The following is a 22519-nucleotide window of genomic DNA, read 5'->3' as shown; positions in this document are numbered from 1 at the left end:
CCTCCCGCCCGCCCTTGCGGCGCAACGTCCGCTTCTACGCCGATGCCCCGGCCGCCGAGGCCGCCGGCTTCCGCGCCTGCAAGCGCTGCGACCCGAAGGGGGAGCGCGCGGCGATCCATGCCGCCGCCATCCGCGCCGCCTGCGACCTGATCGAGGCCAGCGAGGGCATCCCCTCCCTCGCGGCGCTGGCCGATCGCGCCGGCTATGCCCGGCATCATTTCTTCCGGCTGTTCAAGGAGATCACCGGCGTGACCCCGCATTCCTATGCCGCCTCCGTCCGCGCCCGCCGGCTGCAGGCATCGCTCGCCGCCGGGGACCGGGTGGCCGAAGCGGTCGCCGGCGCCGGCTACGGCAGCGAGAGCCGGGTCTATGGCGCCCCCGGCCGGGTGCTCGGCATGACCCCGGGCGCGGCCCGGCGCGGCGGCGCCGGCGAGACCATCCGCATCGCCACCGCCACCAGCGCGCTCGGCCCGGTCATGGTCGGCGCCACCGGCAGCGGCGTCTGCTTCATCGGCTTCGCCGAGGATTTCGCGGCGCTGGAGGGCGACGTCCGCCACCGCTTCCCCCAGGCGCGGATCGAGCCGGCGCCCGAGGCCCTGGCCGAGACGGTGCGCCAGGTGGTGGGCTTCCTGGATGAGCCGAAGGCGGCGCTGGCCCTGCCGCTGGATCTCCGCGGCACCGCCTTCCAGCGGCGGGTCTGGGAGGCACTGCAGGCCATCCCCCTCGGCCAGACCCGGACCTATGGGGAGATGGCGGTCGCCATCGGGGCGCCGAAGGCGGTGCGGGCGGTGGCCCGGGCCTGCGCGCAGAACCACGTCTCCCTGGCGGTGCCCTGCCACCGGGTGGTGGGCAAGGACGGCGACCTGACCGGCTACCGCTGGGGCGTGCCGCGCAAGCGGGCGCTGCTGGCGAAGGAGAAGGCAGGCGCCAAGGCGGAGGCCAAGGGAGAGGCAGTCTAGACCGCCTCGACCTCGGCCACCCCCGGCACCACCGCCATCTCCTGCGTCAGCCGGGGCGAGACATTGAAGCCGCCGGGCAGGGCCATTTCCACCTCCTGCCCCTCCCCGGTCTGGGCAATGACGACGACCCGCCCCTTGCCCCGGCCCTCCCGCAGCAGCAGCTCGCGGATCCGGTCCACCGCGGCGAAACCCTCGAGCTTGAGCCGGATACCCTGGCCGACGTTCTGGGCGGCCTTCTCCAGACCCTCCAGACCGTTGGCCGTCAGCCGCAAGCTGTCGTTCTCGAGCTTGGCCTCGGCCGAGACCAGCACGGCGGTGCCCTCGACCAGCAGGTCGCGCGAGCGGTTCAGCACCTCGGAGAAGAGGGTCACCTCGAAGCTGCCGGTCTGGTCGGAGAGCGTCGCCCAGCACATGCGGCTGCCGGTCCGGGTCGGCCGTTCCTTGGTGGCGACCACCGTGCCCGCCAGCTTCAGGCTCACCGGGCCGGTGCGGGCGCGGTCGGCGATGGCGAGGAAGGGCGTCACGCCGAGCCGCTTCAGCACCGCCTTGTAGGTATCCAGCGGATGGGCCGAGAGATGGAAGCCCACCGCCTCCGCCTCATAGGTCAGCTTCTCGAGCTGCGGCCAGTCGTTGACCGGCTTCAGCCGCAGCGGCACCGGGCCGGCACTCGTGCCGAACATGTCGGCGGTCGGGTCGGCGCGGCGCTCGGCGGCTTCCTGCGCGGCGCGCAGCACCACCTCGGCGCCGGCGAGCAGCTTTGCGCGGTTCGGCTCCATCCGGTCGAAGGCGCCGGCCTTGACCAGGTTCTCGACCATCATCTTGTTCAGCAGCTTCGGGTCCACCCGATGGGCGAAATCCGCCACCGAGGCGAAGGGCGCGGTCGCGTTGCGCGCCCGGACCAGCGCCTCCATCGCCGCCGCGCCGACCCGCTTGACCGCGGCCAGCGCAAAGCGGATCGCCGGCTTGCCGTCGTCCATGACCTCGACCAGGAAGACCGCGCCGGAGCGGTTGATGTCGGGCGGCAGCACCGGGATGCCGAGGCGCGAGCATTCCTGCATGTGGCCGGCCAGCTTGTCGGTCTTGTCGAGGTCGAGCGTCATCGAGGCGGCGAGGAAGGCGACGGTGTGGTTCGCCTTCAGCCAGGCGGTCTGGTAGCTGACCAGCGCATAGGCCGCGGCATGCGACTTGTTGAAGCCGTATTCCGCGAACTTCGCCATCATGTCGAAGATCTCGGTCGCCTTGGCCGGCTCGATGCCGTTCCCGACCGCGCCCTCGGTGAAGATGGCGCGCTGCTGCTCCATCTCCTTGGCGATCTTCTTGCCCATGGCGCGGCGCAGCAGGTCGGCGCCGCCGAGCGAGTAGCCCGCCAGCTCCTGGCTGATCTGCATCACCTGCTCCTGGTAGACCATGATGCCGAAGGTCTCCTCCAGGATGGGATGGATCTTCGGATGCGGGCTTTCCCAGGCCTCGCCGGCCTTGCGCTGGCAATAGGCGGGGATGTTGGCCATCGGGCCGGGGCGGTAGAGCGAGACGGCGGCGATCAGGTCCTCGAAGCGGTCGACCCGCATCTGCCGCAGGCAATCCCGCATGCCCTGGCCTTCGAACTGGAAGACCCCGGCGGCATCGCCCTTCCGCAGCATCTCGTAGGTTTTCGCGTCATCCAGCGGGATGGCGTTGATGTCGACGTCGGTCCCCTGGCCCTTCAGGATGGTCAGCGCCTGCTCGATGACGGTCAGGGTCTTCAGGCCGAGGAAGTCGAATTTAACGAGTGAGGCCTGCTCGACGTATTTCATCGAGTACTGGGTGATGAGGCCTTCCGAACGCGGGTCGCGATACAGCGGCACGATGTCGATCAGCGGCTTCCGGCCGATGACCACGCCGGCGGCATGGGTCGAGGCGTTGCGGTAGAGGCCCTCGAGCTGGTTGGCGATCTCGAGCAGCCGCGCCACCTGCTCGTCCGTGTCGCGCAGCTGCTGCAGCCGCGGCTCGCCCTCGATCGCCTGGGCCAGGGTGACCGGCTTGGCCGGGTTGAAGGGGATGAGCGAGGCGACCTTGTCCACTTGGCCATAGGGCATGCCCAGCACCCGGCCGCAGTCCCTGACCGCCGCCTTGGCCTGCAGCTTGCCGAAGGTGATGATCTGGGCGACCCGGTCCTGGCCGTATTCGCGGCGGACGTAGTCGATGACCTGGTCGCGCTTGTCCTGGCAGAAGTCGATGTCGAAATCCGGCATCGAGACGCGCTCGGGGTTCAGGAAGCGCTCGAACAGCAGGCCGAAGCGCAAGGGGTCGAGGTCGGTGATCTGCAGCGCCCAGGCGGCGACCGAGCCGGCGCCCGAGCCGCGCCCCGGCCCGACCGGGATCGGCGGCGACTGCGCCTTGGCCCATTGGATGAAGTCGGCGACGATGAGGAAGTAGCCGGCGAAGCCCATGCTCTCGATCACGCCGAGCTCGTATTCGAGCCGGGTCGTGTAGGGGCTGCGCGCCTCGCCCTCGATCCCCAGCGCATCCAGCCGGCCTTCCAGGCCGCGCCGCGCCATGTCCCGCACCGTCTCGGCCTCGGTCATGCCAGGCTGCACCTTGGGGCACATCGGCAGCTCGGGCTTCTTGGTCTCGGCCATCACGGCGCAGCGGCGGGCGATGGCCAGGGTATTGTCGCAGGCCTCCGGCAGGTCGGCGAAAAGCTCCCACATGGCGGCGGCCGGCTTGAACCAGTGCTGCGGGGTGACCCGGCGGCGCTCCTTCTCGGACAGCAGGCGGCTTTCGGCGATGCAGAGCAGCGCGTCATGCGCCTCATGCATCGCGGGGGTGGCGAAATAGACGTCGTTGGCGGCGACGATGGGCAGGGCGAGGGCATCGGCCAGGGCCAGCAGCGGCGGCTCGACCTGCTTTTCCACCGGCAGGCCGTGGCGGTGCAGCTCGACCGCGATGCGGCCCGGGAAGAGTGCGGCGAGGCGGCGCAGCAGCGCCTCCGCCGGATCCCGCCGGCCTTCGGACAGCAGCCGGTTCACCGGGCCGCAGGTGCCCCCCGTCAGCAGGAAGAGCCCGGCGGCATGATCCTCCAGGATGGGCAGGGTGATGCAGGGCCGGCCGGAGGCATCCGCGCCGAGGAAGGAGCGGGAGGAGAGCCGCTGGAGGTTGTCCAGCCCCTGGGCATCCATCGCCAGCACCACGATCGGGTCGGGCGGCTGGCGCTCCGCCTCCGGCCGCGGGTCCGAGGCGGTGCGGGAGAGCCAGAGCTGGCAGCCCATGATGGGCTGGATGCCCTTGCCCGAGCAGCTCTGGGCAAATTCCAGCGCGCCGAAGAGATTGGCGGTATCGGTCAGCGCCACCGCCGGCATCTTCGCGTCCTTGGCCAGCGAGGCCAGCTTCTCCGCCTTGATGGCCCCCTCGGAGAGGGAATAGCTGGAATGGACGTGGAGGTGGATGAAGCCGGGGGCCGAGTCGCTCATGGCCTCCAGTCTAGCTCAGGCGGCGACCACGCGCCCATCGCGAAGGGTGACGACCCGATCCATCCGGGCCGCCAGCGCCGGATTGTGGGTCGCGATCAGCGCCGCCACCCCCTGCCCGCGCACGGCGGCCAGCAGCTCGGTGAAGACCAGCTCCGAGGTGCCGACGTCGAGGTTCCCGGTCGGCTCGTCTGCCAGCAGGATGCGCGGCGCATTGGCCAGGGCGCGGGCGATGGCGACCCGCTGCTGCTCCCCGCCCGAGAGGCGGCCGGGGCGGTGATGCTCCCGCCCGGTCAGGCCGAAGCTGGCGAGCAGGCTCCGCGCCCGCTCCCGCGCCGCGGCGCGGGGCACCGCATTGGCCATCTGCGGCAGCACCACGTTCTCCTCCGCCGTGAATTCCGGCAGTAGGTGGTGGAACTGGTAGACGAAGCCGATCTCGGTCCGGCGGATGGCGGTGCGGGCATCGTCGGAGAGCGTCCCGGCGGCGCGGCCGGCGACGAAGACCTCCCCCGCATCGGGCTTCTCCAGCAGCCCGGCGAGGTGCAGCAGGGTGGACTTGCCGGTGCCGGAGGGGGCGACCAGGGCGACGATCTCCCCGGCCTGCAGCACCATCTCGGCATCGGTCAGCACCGGCAGCTCCCCCGCCTCGGTGCGGAAGCGGCGGGAGACGCCCTGCAGGCGCAGCGGGGCCTCACTCATTGCGCAGCGCCTCCACCGGATCCAGCTTCGCGGCGCGCAGGCTGGGATAGACCGTCGCCAGCAGCGAGAGGCCAAGCCCCATCAGCACCACCTGCACCACCTCATGCGGGTCCACCACGGCGGGCAGCTGGCTCAGGAAATAGACCTCCGCGTTGAACAGCTCGGTTCCGGTGAGCGACTGCAGCGCTTGGCGGATGGTCTCGATGTTCAGGCAGAAGACCAGCCCGAGGCCGAAGCCGATCAGCGTCCCGGCGATGCCGACCGAGGCGCCGCAGAGCAGGAAGATGCGCAGGATCGAACCGCTGGTCGCCCCCATGGTGCGCAGGATGGCGATGTCCCGCCCCTTGTCCTTCACCAGCATGATCAGGCTGCTGACGATGTTGAAGGCGGCGACGATGATGATGAGCGTGAGGATGAGGAACATCACGTTCCGCTCCACCTGCACCGCGTTGAAGAAGCTGCTGTTGGCATCCTGCCAGTCGACGATCCGTACCGGCCGTTCGGCCCCGAGCGCCCGGCGGATCTCGGTATTGGCCGCCCGCACCCGGGTCGGGTCCTGGACGAAGACCTCGATCTGCGTCGCGGCATCGCCGGTCTGGAAGAAGAGCTGCGCCGCCGCCATCGGCAGATAGGCGAAGGTGCTGTCGTATTCGTTCATGCCGACGTTGAAGAGCGCGACGACCCGATAGGCACGGACCCGCGGCAGGGTGCCGAGCACCGTGGTGCGGCCCTGCGGCGAGACCAGGCTCACCCGGTCGCCGACGCCCACCCGCAGCTTGTTGGCGAGGCCGGTGCCGATGACGATGGCATCCTCGCCCTCGAAGCCGGCGAGCGAGCCGCGGCGGATGTTGGTGGCGATGATCGCCTTGGCCTTCAGGTCCTCCGGCTTGATGCCGCGCGCCAGGCCGCCGGCGGCGCCGCCCTGCTCGCTGGTCATCAGCACCTGGCCCTCGACGATGGGCGTCGCCATCACCACGCCGGGCACGGCGCGGATCGCCGCGGCCACCGGGTCGTAGTCCCGCACCGGCCCGCCATCCGCGGCATAGACGCCCATATGGCCGTTCAGCCCGAGGATGCGGCCCAGCAGCTCCTGCCGGAAGCCGTTCATCACGCTCATCACGATGATCAGGGTGGCGACGCCGAGGGCGATGCCGACCAGCGAGAAGATGGCGATGACCGAGACGAAGCGCTCCCCCTTGCGGGCGCGCAGGTAGCGGAAGGCGACGGCCCGCTCGAAGGCATTGAACATGATGCGGATCAGGCGCCCTTGATGCGGGCGATGGCATCCTCGAGCGACAGCTCCAGCCGCTCGCCGGTCGCGCGGTGCTTCAGCTCCACCTTGCCGGCCGCCGCGCCGCGCGGGCCGACGATGGCCTGCCAGGGATAGCCCATGAGGTCGGCATCGGCGAACTTCACCCCGGCCCGGTCGGCGCGGTCGTCGTAGACCGCATCCGGGTCGAAGGCCGCGTAGATCCGGTCGCACAGCGCATCGGTGGCGGCATCGCCCTGCTTCAGGTTCAGCACCGCGACCTTGAAGGGGGCGATCGCTTCCGGCCAGCGGATGCCGGCCTCGTCGTGGTTCGCCTCGATGATGGCGCCGACCAGGCGGGAGACGCCGATGCCGTAGCTGCCCATCTCGGGCACCACCATCTTGCCGTCCGGCCCGGCCACCTGCAGCCCCATCGCGGCGCTGTACTTGGTGCCGAAGTAGAAGATATGGCCGATCTCGATGCCGCGCGCCGAGACCTGGCGGTCGGCCGGGACCTGGGCCCAGGCGGCCTCGTCGTGCTTCTCGTCGGTCGCGGCGTAGCGGCTGGTCCAGAAGTCCATGACCGGCGAAAGGTCGCCGTCGTAGTCGACCGGCTGGGACAGCGCATCGAATTCGAGCAGGTCGCGGTGCAGGTAGACCTGGCTCTCGCCGGTTTCCGCCAGGATCAGGAATTCATGGGAAAGGTTGCCGCCGATCGGGCCGGTATCGGCCTGCATCGGGATGGCCTTCAGCCCCATCCGGGCGAAGGTGCGGAGATAGGCGACGAACATCTGGCGGTAGGACTTCTGCGCCCCGGCATAGTCCAGGTCGAAGCTGTAGGCGTCCTTCATCAGGAATTCGCGGCCGCGCATGACGCCGAAGCGCGGGCGGACCTCGTCCCGGAACTTCCACTGGATGTGGTAGAGGTTGCGCGGCAGGTCCCGGTAGGACTTGGCGTAGGTCTTGAAGATGTCGGTGACCATTTCCTCGTTGGTCGGGCCGTAGAGCATCTCCCGGTCGTGCCGGTCTTTCAGCCGCAGCATCTCCGGCCCATAGGCGTCGTAGCGCCCGCTGGTCCGCCAGAGATCGGCGGTCTGGATGGTCGGCATCATGATTTCCTGAGCGCCGGCGCGGTCCTGCTCCTCGCGGACGATCTGCTCGACCTTCTGCAGCACCCGCCAGCCGAGCGGCAGCCAGGCATAGATGCCGGCGCTGGTCTGCCGGACCATGCCCGCGCGCAGCATCAGCCGGTGCGAGGCGATCTGCGCATCGGCCGGGGTTTCCTTGAGGGTCGGCAGGAAGGCGCGGGACAGGCGCAAGGCAGGCTCCTGGAGGAGAGGATATGGCGGCGGGACACTAGGGGCGGCGGGCCCGCTCCGCCAGGGGCCAGACCGCACCCCGCCCCGGCGAAGCAAAGGGCCGGTCCCCGGCTGCCTGGGCCGGGATGCCCGGCGCCCTCCCCGGTCGGTCGACTGCGCTGCTGCACTGCCGCAATTTTCTTTCGATGCTGCGCTGCGGTGCGCACGAATGTGAAAGAAATTTGTGCCTCGGCATTGGATATGCCTTGGCGAAACGCCAGCGGTGCAGTAAACGAAAAAAAGGGCCGTACCCCGTAGGATACGGCCCGAGTTTAGGGAGGAAACGCCAGTCACACGGCAGAAAGAGGACCAACCCTCTCTCTGTCATCATGATGGCGCCGGTGACTAACGAGGCACAACCGCAATCGATGCCCGGGTCGCCGAAAAAAGAAGCTGCTAGACCCGAAAAGTTCAAAAAGAAAGCGACACCCGCCAATTGGCGGGAAAGTCGCTCAATTTTCGGGCATCGCCCACCAGCCGCTGCGGAAGCTCATGAAGTCGCTGGAGATCCACAGGTAGACTCCGACGAAGATCACCCCCGACACCAGCGTGGTGATCAGCGCCTTGCGCCAGAGTCGCGGCGCCTGCGGCGTGCCGCGCCAGCCGCTCTCGGCATCGCTCTCCGGATCCGGACGGGTGCCGATCGGCAGGATGGTGAAAAGCACCACCCACCAGATGAGGAAATAGACGACGACGGCGCTGACGAGGCTCATGCGCCGTGTGTGGTCCCGGTTTGCCGCCGCGACAAGGCCGCGGCGGCCCGGAGGGTGCCGGAATAATCAGACGCGCAGCAGATGCACCTCGACATTCGGCCGCTTCTTCAGCCGCCGGCCGATGGCCTTGCGCAGCACGGTCCGCGCCGCCTCGCGCAGCGCGTCGTCCTCCCGCCGCAGGGAGTTCGGCAGGTCGCCGACCGCCCGGGCCAGATCGGCCGCGAGCTGGACCGAATCATGGTCGCCGCCCTCGAACAGGCCGGGGGCCGAGACCTGCGGCGTGCCCAGCACCCGGCCGTTCTGGTCGACGGCGAAGCTCGCCACCACCACGCCGTTGAAGAGCATCCGCTTGCGCGCCGCCAGCACGCCGCCCGAGAGCGGCAGCAGCCGGCCATTGTCCAGCGCGAGGCGCCCGGTCGGCACCCCCTCCACCACATCCGGCTTGCCCGGGGACAGCCGCAGCACGTCGCCATCCTCGACCAGCACCGGGATGGCGCCGAGGTCCTGGGCCAGCGCCGCATGTTCCGACAGGTGGCGCCATTCGCCATGCACCGGCACCGCGTATTTCGGCTTCACCAGCGCATAGAGGCGCTTGAGCTCGTCCCGCGCCGGATGGCCGGAGACATGCACCATATGGTCGTCGGCGGTCATGATCCGGCAGCCGCGCCGGGCCAGCTCGTCCTGCAGCTTCAGGATGCCGCGCTCGTTCCCCGGGATCATGCGGGAGGAGAAGATGACGGTATCCCCCTCCCCCAGGGCGATGGCGGGGTGGGTATCGGCGCCGATCTTGGCCAGCGCCGAGCGCGGCTCGCCCTGGCTGCCGGTGCAGATGATGAGCAGGTTGTCGTCGGGGATGAAGCCGGCCTCCTCCTCGGAGACGAAGGGCTCGATCTCCCGGAGGTAGCCGCATTCCCGCGCCGCGGCCTCGGCGTTGCGGAGCGAGCGGCCGAACAGCGCCACCTGCCGCCCTGCCGCCTGACCGGCGCGGGCGATGCTCTCGACCCGGGCGACGTTGGTGGCGAAGCAGGTCACGGCGACCCGGCCGCGCAGCCCCTTGATGATGGCGGCGAGGTTGCGCCGCACCTCGGCCTCGGAGCCGGAATGGCCCTCGACCAGCGCATTGGTCGAATCGCAGACCATGGCGAGGACGCCCTCCTCGCCCAGCTTGGCGAAGGCGGCCTCGTCGGTCGGCAGGCCGATCAGCGGCTCCGGATCCAGCTTCCAGTCGCCGGTATGCACCACCAGCCCATGCCGGGTGCGGATGGCGACCGCCTGGGCCTCCGGCACCGAATGGGCGACCCGGAGGAACTGCAGGTCGAAGGGCTTGAGGGAGACGCTGCCGCTGAGCGGCACGGTGATGACCTTGGCCTCGCCGTTCAGCCCGGCCTCGCCCAGCTTCCGCCGCAGCACGGCGGCGACGAAGGGCCCGGCATAGATCGGGCAGCGCAGCTGCGGCCAGAGATGGGCCACGGCGCCGACGTGATCCTCATGCGCATGGGTGATGACCAGGCCGACCAGGCGGTCCCGGCGCTCGGAGAGCCAGACCGGGTCGGGGACCATGACCTCGACTTCCGGCATCTCGGGCCCGCCGAAGCCGATCCCGCAATCGATGGCCAGAAGCTTGCCGTCGCATCGGTAGACGTTGAGGTTCATCCCGATCTCGCCGGTCCCGCCGAGCGGGATGAAGGCAAGATCATCGGCCGCATCAGGTGCGGCCGAGCCAATAAAATCGTTCATGCTTCCCTTCTAGGGCATAGTCGCGCCGGTTGCGCCGGCAACTTGGCCCCAGCCTTTCATACCGCGATCGATTCCTTCGCGGTCCGGAGCGCTGACCTTGGTCCCGGTCAAGGGGGCCGCTTCAACCCGGATCGCGCAGGGGTGTTTTCCCTAAGGTGGGGACCGGGTTGCGATCCGCCAACAGGCGAAGCCCCTCCAGCGTGAGATCGGGGTCGATCCGCTCGATCACCGCCGTGCCCTCGGCCAGCAGCGGGGCGAGGCCGCCGGTGGCGACGACCTTCATCCCGGCCTCCTGTTCCGCCCGGATCCGGCCGATGATGCCCTCGATCAGCCCGACATAGCCCCAGTAGATGCCGGATTGCATGGCGGCCACGGTATCCCGGCCGATGACCGCCTGCGGCCGGCCGATGCCGATGCGCGGCAGCCGGGCGGCGGCGCCATGCAGCGCCTCGAGCGAAAGGTTGATCCCCGGGGCGATGACGCCGCCGAGATAGGCGCCATCGGCATCGACCACGTCGAAGGTCGTCGCGGTGCCGAAATCGACCACCACCAGGGGACCGGCGTAATGCCGGTGCGCCGCCAGGGAGTTCAGCAGCCGGTCGGCGCCGACCTCGCCGGGGCGGTCCACCCGAATCTCGAATCCCCAGTCCAGCACCGCGCGGGCGACCAGGGGCTCGGCCAGGAACCACTCCCGGCAGAGGCGGCGGAGGTTGTAGAGCGCCGCCGGCACCACCGTGCCGATGACGCAGCGGTGGACGTCGCCGGGCTTGAGGCCGGAGTATTGCAGCAGCGCCAGCAGCCAGACGGCATATTCATCCGAGGTGCGGTCGGGCCGGGTGGCGATGCGCCAGCGGCCGCGCCATTCCTGGCCGTCATGCACGGCGAAGACGACGTTGGTATTCCCGGCGTCGATGGCCAGCAGCATGGCCTAGGGGCCCTCCGCCCGATGGTGGATCTCGCCGCTGCGGATGATGTGGCACTGGCCGTCGACCTCCAGCAGCAGCCCGCCGTCCTCGGCAAGCCCGGCATAGGCCCCGCCGGGAATCGGCCCGGCGCGGAGGACCAGGGGCGCGCCGAGCTCAGGCCCATGCGCCATCCAGGCGACGCGGACCGGGGCGAATCCCTCGGCCGCCTGGCGCCGGGCCCAATGGTCGATCCGGACGATCAGCCGGGCGGCGAAATCCTCCGGAGCTTCCACGGCGCCGAGGCAGGTGGTCGGCCGGTCCGGCAGCGCCGGGGCATGCGCCAGGTTCACCCCGATGCCGAGGCTGATCCAGTCCAGCGTGCCATCCGCCGCCAGGGCGCTTTCAGTGAGGATGCCCGCGCATTTGGCGCCATGCCGCAGCAGGTCGTTCGGCCATTTCAGCCGTAGTGCCGCCGGCGCGGGGTCCAGCGACCGGGCCGCCTCGGCCAGGGCGACGCCGGCGAGGAGGGACCATTGCCCCGCCTCCCGCACCGGACCCGGCGGGCGCAGCAGCATGGAGAGATAGAGATTGCCGGGCGGCGAGGTCCAGGCCCGGCCTGCCCTGCCCCGCCCCGCGGTCTGCCGCAGCGCCAGCACCGCCAGCCCCGCGGCCTCCCCCGCTTCCGCCGCCTGGGCGATGCGGTCGGAGGTGCTGGGCAGCGCCTCATGCACCTCCAGCCGCCAACCGGGCGGAAGTGTCACCCCAGCAGCGCCGCCGCCGCGGCCTGGGCCGCCGCCAGCATCGGTGCCGGCCAGAGGCAGAACAGCAGGGTGAACAACCCGCTGCCGGCCATGACGATGGTGAGGCTGGCGGGCGCCTGGTCGAGCGCGCCGACCGGCTGGTCGAAGTACATCACCTTGACCACGCGGAGGTAGTAGTAGGCCGAGACCACGCTGGTCAGCACGCCGATGACGGCCAGCGTCCAGAAGCCGCCCTGCACCGCCGCGAGGAAGACATACAGCTTGCCGAAGAAGCCGGCGAGCGGCGGGATGCCGGCCATGGAGAACATGAAGATCGCCATCCACATGGCGGTCGTCGGATCGGTGCGGCCGAGCCCGGCGAGATCCTCGATCCGCTCCACCGCCCGGCCCTGCCGGCGCATGGCGACCAGCACGGCGAAGGTGCCGAGGTTCATGAAGACGTAGATCGCCATGTAGACCAGCAACCCGCGCAGGCCGATGTCCGAGCCGACCGCGAGGCCCATCAGCGCATAGCCGACGTGGCCGATGGAGGAATAGGCCATCAGCCGCTTCAGGTTGGTCTGGCCGATGGCGGCAAAGCCGCCGAGGATCATCGAGCCCATGGAGATCAGCAGGATCACCTGCTGCCACTGGGCGATGAGGTCGCCGAAGGGGCCGAGCAGGACGCGCGCCAGCAGCGCGATGGCGGCGACCTTGGGGGCGGAGGCGAAGAAGGCGGTCACCGGCGTCGGCGCGCCCTCATAGACATCCGGCGTCCACATGTGGAAGGGCACGGCGGAGATCTTGAAGGCGAGGCCGGTGATGACGAAGACCACGCCAACGATGACGCCGGCCGAGACGCCCTGCTGCGCCGAGAAGGCATCCGCCAGCCGGTCGAAGTTGGTGGTGCCGGCGAAGCCATAGACCAGCGAGGTGCCATAGAGCAGCAGGCCCGAGGCCAGCGCGCCGAGGACGAAATACTTCAGCCCGGCTTCGGCCGAGCGCGCATTGTCCCGGTTGAAGGCGGCGATGACATAGAGCGGCAGCGAGAGCAGCTCGAGCCCGATGTAGAGCGACATCAGGTCGTTGGCCGAGATCATGACCATGGCGCCGAGCGTGGCGAAGACCGCCAGCACCGGATACTCGAAGCGGCCCAGGCCTTCCTTCTCGTTGAAGTCGATCGAGAGCAGCAGGCTGACCGCGGCGGCGCCGAGGGTCAGCACCTTCATGAAGTTGCTGAAGCCATCCGCGACGTAGTGGCCGGCGAGCGCCGTGCCCTCCCCCTGGCCGAGCACCAGCACGGCGGTGAAGAGCAGCGCGCCGATGGCGCCCATGGTGATGGGGAAGAAGCTTTCCTTCTTCGGGATGACGCCGACCAGCAGCAGCAGCAGGCCGGCGCAGCCGAGGACGAGCTCCGGCAGGGCAAGGGTCCATTCCATGGTCTTACATTCCCGCCAGGCGGCTGATGCTCAGGGCGGCCTCGTGCCGCGCGACCAGCGCGGCGACGGTCGCCTCGAAGAAGGACAGGAAGGGCTGCGGATAGATGCCCATCCAGAGGGTCAGGATGATGAGCGGCGCGAAGACCGCATATTCGCGCGGGCTGAGGTCGAGCAGCGCCCGCACGTCGTCCCGGGTGATGGCCCCGAAAGAAACGCGGCGATAGAGCCAGAGCATGTAGCAGGCCCCCAGCACCATGCCGGTCGCGGCGCCGAAGGCGACCCAGGGATTGACCCCCCAGGCCCCGACGATGACCAGGAACTCGCCGACGAAGTTGGCGGTCCCCGGCAGGCCGATGGAGGCCATGGTGAAGAGCATGAAGACCAGCGCATAGGCCGGCATCACCTTGGCAGTGCCGCCGTAGCGCAGGATCTCGCGGCTATGCAGCCGGTCGTAGAGCACGCCGACGCAGAGGAAGAGCGCGCCGGAGACGACGCCATGCGCCAGCATGGTGAAGAGCGCGCCCGAGAGACCCTGCTGGTTGAAGGTGAAGATGCCGAGCGTGACGATGCCCATATGCGCCACGGAGGAATAGGCGATGAGCTTCTTCATGTCCTCCTGCGCCAGCGCCACCAGGGAGGTGTAGACGACGGCGACGATGGACAGGACGAAGATCAGCGGCGCGAATTCGGCGCTGGCATTGGGCAGCAGCGGCAGGGTGAAGCGCAGGAACCCATAGGCGCCCATCTTCAGCAGCACGCCGGCGAGGATGACGGATCCGGCGGTCGGGGCTTCCACGTGCGCATCCGGCAGCCAGGTATGCACCGGCCACATCGGCACCTTTACCGCGAAGGAGCAGAGGAAGGCGAAGAAGATCCAGGTCTGGGCCGAGCGCGGCACGGCATACTCGAACAGCGCCGGGATATCGGTCGTGCCGGCATTGTACCAGAGATACAGGATGGCCAGCAGCATCAGCACGCTGCCGAGCAGCGTGTAGAGGAAGAACTTGAAGGCGGCATAGACCCGCCGCGGCCCGCCCCAGATGCCGATGATCAGGAACATCGGGATCAGCACGGCCTCGAAGAAGACGTAGAAGACGATGAAGTCGAGGGCGGCGAACATGCCGACCATCATCGTCTCCAGCACCAGGAAGGAGACCATGTAGTCCCGCACCCGGGTGGTGACCGATTCCCAGGAGGCAAGGATGCAGAGCGGCGTCAGCGCGGTCGACAGCAGGACGAACAGCACCGAGATGCCGTCGACGCCCATGTGGTAGCCGACGCCGAATTCCGGCAGCCAGGCCAGCTTCTCCTCGAACTGGAAGCCGGAGGAGGCATGGTCGAACTTCACCCAGAGGATGAGGCTCAGCAGGAAGACGATGAGGCTGGTCCAGAGCGCCGCCCAGCGGGCATTGCGGGCGACCACCGCCTCATCCCCGCGGACGGACATGATGATGGCGGCACCCGCCAGCGGCAGGAAGGTGAGCAGCGAGAGGAGCGGGAAGCCGGCGGCGTTCATTCTCAGCGCCCGATCAGGAAGAGAGAGACGAAGATGACGAGGCCGATGATCATGGTGAAGGCGTAGTTCGCCACCCGGCCGGTCTGCAGCCGCACCGCGCCGCGCGCCACGCCGGCGGCGAGCCCCGCCGCGCCATTCGGCATGCCGTCGATGATCTGCGCATCGCCGACCTTCCAGAGCTGCCGCGCCAGGCGACGCAGCGGCTGCACGAAGATCGCGTCATAGAGCTCGTCGAAGTACCACTTGTTCAGCAGGAACAGGTAGATCCCGCGGAAGCTGGACGCCAGCCGCGCCGGGATGCCCGGCGCGAACATGTACATGACATAGGCCAGCGCGATGCCGACCACGCCGATGACGGTCGGCGCCAGCGGCACCCATTCCGGCACCTCATGCATCGCATGCAGGATGTGGTTGTGCGCGCCGTTGAAGATCGCGCCGTTCCAGAATTCGTGCTCGTGCTCGCCGATGAAGAAGGGCGCGAAGACCGCGCCGGCCAGCACCGCACCCACCGACAGCAGCAGCAGCGGGATCAGCATGACCGCCGGGCTTTCGTGCACATGCTCCATGGTGTGGTGATCCGCCCGCGGCTTGCCGTGGAAGGTCATGATCAGCAGGCGCCAGGAATAGAAGGCGGTCAGGAAGGCGGCGACCAGCCCGCAGACGAAGGCATAGAGGCCGACCACGCTATGCGAGGCGAAGGCCGCTTCCAGGATGGCGTCCTTCGAATAGTAGCCGGCGAAGAAGGGGATGCCGGCCAGGGCTAGGCTGCCGATCCACATGACGACATAGGTCACCGGGATCTTGGTCCAGATGCCGCCCATCTTGCGCATGTCCTGCTCGTCGGACATGGCATGGATCACGCTGCCGGCGCCGAGGAAGAGCAGCGCCTTGAAGAAGGCATGGGTGAAAAGGTGGAAGATCGCCACCTGATAGGCGCCCACGCCCGCGGCGAAGAACATGTAGCCGAGCTGCGAGCAGGTGGAATAGGCGATCACCCGCTTGATGTCGTTCTGCACGCAGCCGATGGTCGCGGCGAACAGCGCCGTGCTGGCGCCCACCACGGTGACGATCTGCAGGGCGACGGGGGCGTATTCCATGATCGGCGACATGCGCGCCATCAGGAAGACGCCGGCCGTCACCATGGTCGCCGCATGGATCAGCGCGGAGACGGGCGTCGGCCCCTCCATCGCATCCGGCAGCCAGGTATGCAGGCCGAGCTGCGCCGACTTGCCGCAGGCACCGAGGAAGAGGAGCACGCCGATCAGCTCGATCGCCGGGAGGCCGGCGAAGCGGTCGTTCGCGTGCTCGGCGACGCTGGCGAAGATGGTGTCGAACTCGACGCTGCCGAAGACGAAGAAGGTCAGCGCCACGCCCAGCATGAAGGCCACGTCGCCGACGCGGTTGACGATGAAGGCCTTCATCGCCGCGCGGTTCGCGCTCTCGCGGTCGTACCAGTAGCCGATGAGCAGGTAGGAGGCGAGGCCGACGCCCTCCCAGCCGAAGAACAGCTGGACCAGGTTATCCGCCGTCACCAGCATCAGCATCATGAAGGTGAAGAGGCTGAGATAGGCGAAGAAGCGCGCCGGCGTCGCGTCATGCGACATGTAGCCGACCGAGTAGAGATGGATCAGCGTCGAGATGAAGGTGACCATCGCCACCATCACCACGCTGAGCGTGTCGTAGCGCAGCGCCCAGGAGAACTCGAGGCCACCCACGTCCATCCAGGTCAGCAGCGGAATGGTCGCCGGATGGCTGTCGAAGGCCACTTGGCCGAAGGCGAGGCTGCCGCAGACGGCGGCCAGCGCCATGCAGGCCACGGTGCACCACTGGGCCAGCCTGTCGCCAAGCCAGCGTCCGAGGAATCCGCTGAGGCAGGCGCCCAGCAGGGGAAAGAAGATCGCGCCAACGAACATGGGTTCAGCCCTTCAGCGTCGAGATATCCTCGACCTCGATGCTGCCGCGGTTGCGGAAGTAGACGACGACGATGGCGAGCCCGATGGCAGCTTCCGCCGCGGCGACGGTGAGCACGAACATGGCGAAGATCTGGCCGGTGAGGTCGTTCAGCCAGGCCGAGAAGGCCACGAAGTTCAGGTTCACCGCGAGCAGGATCAGCTCCACGCTCATCAGGATGACGATGACATTCTTCCTGTTGAGGAAGATGCCGAAGATGCCGAGCACCAGCAGGATCGCGCTGACGGTCAGGTAATGGGCGAGCCCGATCTCCATCAGTGGTGGCTCCCGTGCCCGGTATCATGCGTGACCGCCGGCTTCTCCGGCTCGGGTTCCGGCGGCCGGCGGATGCCGAGCACGCCGATGCCGACGCCGCTCGGCACCTTCTCCAGCGAGACGGAGCCGCTGCGCGAAACCTGCGCCCCGATGTTCTGCCGGCGCGAGGCGGTGGACTTCCGGTGGGTCAGCACGATCGCCCCGATCATCGCCACCAGCAGGATCAGGCCCGAGGCCTGGAAGAGGTAGACGTAGTCCGTATAGAGGATGCGGCCGATCGCCATGGCATTGGTCACGTCCCCGCCCGGATTGGGCGAGAGCCGCAGCTCCGCCGACTGGTCGGCGAAGGTCCAGCTGCCGAGCACCAGCAGCAGCTCGAGGAAGAGGATGGCGCCGACCACCGCGCCCACCGGGGCATAGCGCTGGAAGCCCTCCCGCAGCCGGGCGAAGTCGATGTCCAGCATCATCACGACGAAGAGGAACAGCACCGCGACCGCGCCGACATAGACGATGACCAGAATCATCGCCAGGAACTCCGCCCCCGCGATCAGGAACAGCGCCGCGGCATTGAAGAAGGCGAGGATGAGGAAGAGCACGCTATGGACGGGGTTGCGTGCCGTCACCACCATGACCGCCGAGGCGATCAGGATGGCGGCGAACAGGTAGAAGGCGAGAGCGGCGATCATCGGGGTATCCGCTTCAGCGATAGGGGGCGTCGAGTTCGAGCCGCTTGGCCAGCTCGGGCTCCCAGCGGTCACCGTTCGAGAGCAGCCGGTTCTTGTCGTAGAGCAGCTCCTCCCGGGTCTCGGTGCTGAACTCGAAGTTCGGCCCCTCGACGATGGCATCCACCGGGCAGGCTTCCTCGCACATCCCGCAATAGATGCACTTGGTCATGTCGATGTCGTAGCGCGTGGTGCGGCGGCTGCCGTCCTCGCGTGGCTCGGCCTCGATGGTGATGGCCTGCGCCGGGCAGACCGCCTCACACAGCTTGCAGGCGATGCAGCGTTCCTCGCCATTGGGGTAGCGGCGCAGCGCGTGCTCCCCCTTGAAGCGCGGGCTGATCGCCCCTTTCTCGAAGGGGTAGTTGATCGTGACCTTCGGCTTGAAGAGGTAGGAAAAGGTCAGCGCCATGCCCGAGACGATCTCGGTCAGCAGCAGGCTGCGGGCGACGCGGTCGAGGGTTGCCATGACGCGATCCTTAGGCCGGGAGCCAGCCGGCAAGCTTCAGCACCGCCGCCGTCAGGATCAGCCAGACCAGGCTGAAAGGCAGGAAGACCTTCCAGCCCAGCCGCATCAGCTGGTCGTAGCGGTAGCGCGGGAAGGTGGCCCGTACCCAGATGAAGACGAAGAGAAGCAGCGCGATCTTCAGAGCGAACCAGACGAAGCCCGGGATCCAGATGAAGGGCTCCACATGCATCGGCGGATGCCAGCCACCCAGGAAGAGGATGGTGGTCAGCGCCGACATCAGGATCATGTTCGCGTATTCGCCGAGGAAGAACAGCGCGAAGGACATGCTGGAGTATTCGACGAAGAAGCCGGCCACCAGCTCGGACTCGCCCTCCGGCAGGTCGAAGGGGGCCCGGTTGGTTTCGGCCAATGCACTGATGAAGAAGATGACGAACATCGGGAAGAGCGGGATGAAGAACCACACCCGCTCCTGCGCCCGGACGATGTCCGAGAGGTTCAGCGAGCCGACGCAAAGCAGCACGGTCACGATGACGAAGCCGATCGAGACCTCGTAGCTGACCATCTGCGCCGCCGAGCGCAGCGCGCCGAGGAAGGCGTATTTCGAGTTGCTGGCCCAGCCGGCGATGATGACGCCATAGACGCCGAGCGAGCTGACCGCGAAGAGGTACAGGATCCCGACGTTGATGTCGGCGATGGCCCAGCCATCCTGCACCGGGATCACCGCCCAGGCGATCATCGCCAGCATGAACAGCAGGATCGGCGCCAGCACGAAGAGGAAGCGATTGGCCCCGGAGGGGATGATCGTTTCCTTCATCAGCATCTTGATGGCATCGGCGAAGGGCTGCAGCAGGCCGAAGGGGCCGACCACGTTCGGCCCGCGCCGCAGCTGCATCGCCGCCAGCACCTTGCGTTCCGCCAGGGTCAGGTAAGCGACACCGATCAGCACCGGCACCAGCAGCGCCAGGGTCTGCGCCACCGTGATCGCCAGGATCCCGATGGGCGAGGCGAGAAAAGCATCCATCCCGCCTACTCCGCAGCCTGGGGCAGATAGGTCCGCGCGCATTCCGCCATGGTGGCGGAGGCGCGGCTGATCACATCGGCCTGCCAGTAGTTGGCGACCGCCGGGGTGAAGGCCGCGGCGGACACCGTCGCCACCTCGCCCGCCGGGCCGGCCTGATCGGTGCAGCCATGCGGCACGAAGCCGTCGCCGGCAAAGACCGGATTCACCTCGGCCAGCCGGGCCCGCACGCCGTCGAGGCTGTCATAGGGCAGCCGGGCGCCGAGCAGTTCGGAAGCGGCGCGGATGATCTTCCAATCCTCCCGCGCCTCGCCCGGCGGATAGACCGCGAGGCGCCCGCGCTGCACGCGGCCCTCGGTATTCACCCAGGTCGCGTCCTTCTCGGTATAGGCCGCGCCCGGCAGGATGACGTCGGCCCGTGCCGCGCCGGCCTCGCCATGGTGGCCCTGATAGACCACGAAGGCCCCATCCGGCACGCCACCGGGCTCGGCGCCCAGCAGCCAGAGCCCCTGCACATCGGCCGGGATGCCGGTGGTGAAGCCGAGGTCGAGCGGCGCCACCTGCCCGCCGAACTGGTGCAGCATGTTGAAGCCGTGCCAATCCGCCTGCAGCATGTTGTTCTGCGCCGCGATCTGCCAGGCCGCCGCCAGCACCGCGGCGCCGTCGCCGCGGGTCAGCGCGCCGCGGCCGAGGATGAGCATCGGCTTCTTGGCCGCGCGCAGCACCTCGTTGAAGCGGTGGCTGCCGCCGGCGATCGCCGTCAGCGCCGCGCCCCCCTCACCCAGCCAGTCATGGCCATAGGTCAGGTCCAGCCCGCGCGGGCCGATGAAGCCGATGGGGAAGTTGCCGGCCACCACCCGCTTGCGGATGCGGGCATTGATCACCGGCGATTCGAGCCGCGGATTGCTGCCGATGATCAGCAGCGCATCCGCCTCCTCGATCCCGGCGATGCCGGTATTGAAGGTGTAGAAGTCGCGCCGCGAGGCATCGATCGCCGCGTCGTCGACCCGGCATTCGAGATGGGTGCTGCCCAGCGCCGCCATCAGGTCGCGCAGCGCCACGGTCGCCTCGGCATCCACCAGGTCGCCGACCACGGCGCCGAGCTTCTTGCCGCGGAAGCCCTCGGCGATGGCGGTGAAGGCTTCCATCCAGGTCGCCGGCACCAGCTTGCCGCCCTTGCGCAGCCAGGGCCGGTCCAGCCGGCGACGCTTCAGCCCGTCGAAGGCGAAGCGGCCGCGATCGGCCATCCATTCCTCGTTCACGTCGTCATTGGTGCGCGGCATGATCCGCAGCACCTCGCCCGAACGGGCGTCGATTCGGATGTTGGTGCCCGTCGCATCCAGCACGTCGACGCTATCGGTCTTCCGCAGCTCCCAGGGCCGGGAGACGAAGGCATAGGGCCGGCTGGTCAGGGCGCCGACCGGGCAGATGTCGATCAGGTTGCCCGACAGCTCGGTGGTCAGCGCCTTCTCGACATAGGTGCCGATTTCCATGTTCTCGCCGCGGTTGGTCGCGCCGAGCTCCGGCACGCCGGCAACCTCCGTCGCGAAGCGCACGCAGCGGGTGCACTGGATGCAGCGGGTCATGATCGTCTTGACCAGCGGGCCCAGGTACTTGTCCTTCACCGCCCGCTTTTCCTCGCGGTAGCGGCTGGCATCCTTGCCGAAGGCGACCGCCTGGTCCTGCAGGTCGCACTCGCCGCCCTGGTCGCAGATCGGGCAATCCAGCGGGTGGTTGATCAGCAGGAATTCCATGACGCCGCGGCGGCCGTTGCGGACCATCGGACTGTCGGTGAAGACCTTCATGCCATCCGCGACCGGATAGGCGCAGGAGGCGATGGGCTTCGGCGCCTTCTCAACCTCGACCAAGCACATCCGGCAATTGCCGGCGACGCTCAGACGTTCGTGGTAGCAGAAGCGCGGGATCTCCTTGCCGGCCGCTTCGCAGGCCTGCAGCACGGAGACGCCGTTCGGCACCTCCACTTCGATCCCGTCGACGGTAACCTTCGCCATGGGTGCTACTCCGCCGCCATGGGCAGGGCGCGCGTGCCGCGCGATGCCTTGAAGGCGGCAATGCGTTCTTCCATCATCGGCCGGAAGTGCCGGATCAAGCCCTGCACCGGCCAGACGCCGCCATCGGCGAGCGCACAGATCGTGTGCCCCTCGATCTGCCGCGTCACCTGCTCGAGGATGTCGATCTCGTCGACCTCGGCGCGGCCCTCGACCATGCGGTCCATCATGCGCTTCACCCAGCCCATGCCTTCGCGGCAGGGGGTGCACTGGCCGCAGCTCTCATGCTTGTAGAAGGTCGAGAGCCGGGCGATCGCCTTGATGAGGTCGGTGGACTTGTCCATCACGATGACGCCCGCGGTGCCGAGGCCGGTCTTGTGCTCCCGCAGCGCGTCGAAATCCATCAGCACGTCGTCGCAGACGGATTTCGGGATCATCGGCGTGGAGGACCCGCCGGGGATCACCGCCAGCAGGTTGTCCCAGCCGCCGCGCACGCCGCCGGCGTGCTTCTCGATAAGCTCCCGCAGCGGGATGCTCATCTCCTCCTCGACGTTGCAGGGCTTGTTCACATGGCCCTGGATACAGAAGATCTTGGTGCCGCTGTTCTTCGGCCGCCCGAAGCCGGCGAACCAGGCGGCGCCACGGCGCAGGATGGTCGGCACCACCGCGATGGTCTCGACGTTGTTCACCGTCGAGGGGCAGCCATAGAGCCCGACGGCCGCCGGGAAAGGCGGCTTCAGCCGCGGCATCCCCTTCTTGCCCTCGAGGCTCTCGATCAGCGCCGTCTCCTCGCCGCAGATATAGGCGCCGGCGCCGCGGTGGACGTAGAGGTCGAAGTCCCAGCCGCCGCCGCAGGCATTCGGCCCGAGCAGCCCCGCCGCATAGGCCTCGTCGATGGCGGCCTGCAGCACCAAGTGCTCGTTGTAGTATTCGCCGCGGACATAGATGTAGCCGGCATGCGCGCCCATCGCCACGCCGGCGATCAGGCAGCCCTCGACCAGCGTATGCGGGTCATGCCGCAGGATGTCGCGGTCCTTGCAGGTGCCGGGCTCGGACTCATCCGCGTTCACCACGAGGTAATGCGGCCGGTCGCTCGCCTGCTTCGGCATGAAGGACCATTTCAGCCCGGTCGGGAAGCCGGCGCCGCCGCGGCCGCGCAGGCCGGAGTTCTTCAACTCCTCGATGATCCAGTCGCGGCCCTTGGCGATCAGCGCGCCGGTGCCGTCCCATTGCCCGCGCTTGCGCGCGCCAGCCAGGCGCCAGTCGTGCAGGCCGTAAAGATTGGTGAAGATGCGGTCCTTGTCGCTCAGTGCCACG

The 22519-nt window shown here is 68.5% G+C and carries 18 protein-coding genes; 1 reads left to right on the top strand and 17 read right to left on the bottom strand.

Translation table 11 applies throughout. The features are described 5' to 3' along the window. A partial coding sequence (locus tag AC0IW9_RS24730) for a methylated-DNA--[protein]-cysteine S-methyltransferase (RefSeq protein WP_471650978.1) occupies positions 1-959 on the top strand: 959 nt, incomplete at its 5' end. On the opposite strand, the gene dnaE is transcribed toward AC0IW9_RS24730, so the two are convergent. From dnaE to nuoF, 17 genes are all read right to left on the bottom strand, one after another. Beyond that, entirely contained in the window at positions 956-4408 is a 3453-nt protein-coding gene (gene dnaE, locus AC0IW9_RS24725; protein WP_471650977.1) for a DNA polymerase III subunit alpha, read from the bottom strand. The two genes, AC0IW9_RS24730 and dnaE, sit on opposite strands and share 4 nt — an antisense overlap. 15 nt (positions 4409-4423) lie before the next feature. Then, positions 4424-5104, bottom strand: a complete 681-nt coding sequence (locus AC0IW9_RS24720) for an ABC transporter ATP-binding protein (RefSeq protein ID WP_471650976.1) — start codon at positions 5102-5104, stop codon at positions 4424-4426. Next, a complete protein-coding gene (locus AC0IW9_RS24715; RefSeq protein ID WP_471650975.1) occupies positions 5097-6353 on the bottom strand; it encodes a lipoprotein-releasing ABC transporter permease subunit in 1257 nt (418 codons plus the stop codon). The genes AC0IW9_RS24720 and AC0IW9_RS24715 overlap by 8 nt, the downstream gene beginning before the upstream one ends. Positions 6354-6361: 8 nt before the next feature. Continuing rightward, positions 6362-7672, bottom strand: coding sequence for a proline--tRNA ligase (gene proS, locus AC0IW9_RS24710; RefSeq protein ID WP_471650974.1), 1311 nt, complete (start codon positions 7670-7672; stop codon positions 6362-6364). A 491-nt stretch (positions 7673-8163) separates the two neighbouring features. Further along, positions 8164-8424, bottom strand: coding sequence for a DUF1467 family protein (locus AC0IW9_RS24705; protein ID WP_471650973.1), 261 nt, complete (start codon positions 8422-8424; stop codon positions 8164-8166). Positions 8425-8490: 66 nt separating this feature from the next. After that, positions 8491-10161, bottom strand: coding sequence for a ribonuclease J (locus AC0IW9_RS24700; protein ID WP_471650972.1), 1671 nt, complete (start codon positions 10159-10161; stop codon positions 8491-8493). 121 nt (positions 10162-10282) lie between these two features. Beyond that, positions 10283-11086, bottom strand: coding sequence for a type III pantothenate kinase (locus tag AC0IW9_RS24695; protein WP_471650971.1), 804 nt, complete (start codon positions 11084-11086; stop codon positions 10283-10285). A gap of 3 nt (positions 11087-11089) precedes the next feature. Next, the gene (locus AC0IW9_RS24690; protein WP_471650970.1) at positions 11090-11827 is read right to left on the bottom strand and encodes a biotin--[acetyl-CoA-carboxylase] ligase; all 738 of its coding nucleotides are present in this window, start codon (positions 11825-11827) and stop codon (positions 11090-11092) included. Further along, the gene (gene nuoN / locus AC0IW9_RS24685) at positions 11824-13245 is read right to left on the bottom strand and encodes an NADH-quinone oxidoreductase subunit NuoN (protein WP_471650969.1); all 1422 of its coding nucleotides are present in this window, start codon (positions 13243-13245) and stop codon (positions 11824-11826) included. Before nuoN ends, AC0IW9_RS24690 begins: the two co-directional genes overlap by 4 nt. Before the next feature lie 4 nt (positions 13246-13249). Next, entirely contained in the window at positions 13250-14761 is a 1512-nt protein-coding gene (locus AC0IW9_RS24680) for an NADH-quinone oxidoreductase subunit M (protein WP_471650968.1), read from the bottom strand. Between the two features lie 2 nt (positions 14762-14763). Beyond that, on the bottom strand, positions 14764-16674 hold the full coding sequence (gene nuoL, locus AC0IW9_RS24675; RefSeq protein ID WP_471650967.1) for an NADH-quinone oxidoreductase subunit L: 1911 nt from the start codon (positions 16672-16674) through the stop codon (positions 14764-14766). Positions 16675-16678: 4 nt separating this feature from the next. Continuing rightward, complete coding sequence (nuoK, locus tag AC0IW9_RS24670; RefSeq protein WP_471650966.1) at positions 16679-16987, bottom strand: NADH-quinone oxidoreductase subunit NuoK; 309 nt, start codon at positions 16985-16987, stop codon at positions 16679-16681. Continuing rightward, entirely contained in the window at positions 16987-17673 is a 687-nt protein-coding gene (locus AC0IW9_RS24665; RefSeq protein WP_471650965.1) for an NADH-quinone oxidoreductase subunit J, read from the bottom strand. The genes nuoK and AC0IW9_RS24665 overlap by 1 nt, the downstream gene beginning before the upstream one ends. 13 nt (positions 17674-17686) lie before the next feature. Continuing rightward, positions 17687-18175 (bottom strand): NADH-quinone oxidoreductase subunit NuoI, encoded by a 489-nt coding sequence (gene nuoI / locus AC0IW9_RS24660; protein ID WP_471650964.1) that lies wholly within the window; start codon positions 18173-18175, stop codon positions 17687-17689. 10 nt (positions 18176-18185) lie between these two features. Next, positions 18186-19196 (bottom strand): NADH-quinone oxidoreductase subunit NuoH, encoded by a 1011-nt coding sequence (gene nuoH, locus AC0IW9_RS24655; RefSeq protein ID WP_471650963.1) that lies wholly within the window; start codon positions 19194-19196, stop codon positions 18186-18188. Between the two features lie 5 nt (positions 19197-19201). Next, a complete protein-coding gene (gene nuoG / locus AC0IW9_RS24650) occupies positions 19202-21205 on the bottom strand; it encodes an NADH-quinone oxidoreductase subunit NuoG (RefSeq protein ID WP_471650962.1) in 2004 nt (667 codons plus the stop codon). Positions 21206-21210: 5 nt separating this feature from the next. After that, positions 21211-22518 carry an NADH-quinone oxidoreductase subunit NuoF gene (nuoF, locus tag AC0IW9_RS24645; protein ID WP_471650961.1) on the bottom strand — a complete coding sequence of 436 codons (1308 nt, stop codon included), beginning with the start codon at positions 22516-22518 and terminating at the stop codon, positions 21211-21213. Between the last annotated feature and the right edge of the window lies 1 nt (position 22519).

Source organism: Belnapia sp. AC561 (assembly GCF_979252845.1).
Note: the sequence above shows the minus strand (reverse complement) of the source record. Positions and strands in the feature narration are given on the sequence as shown.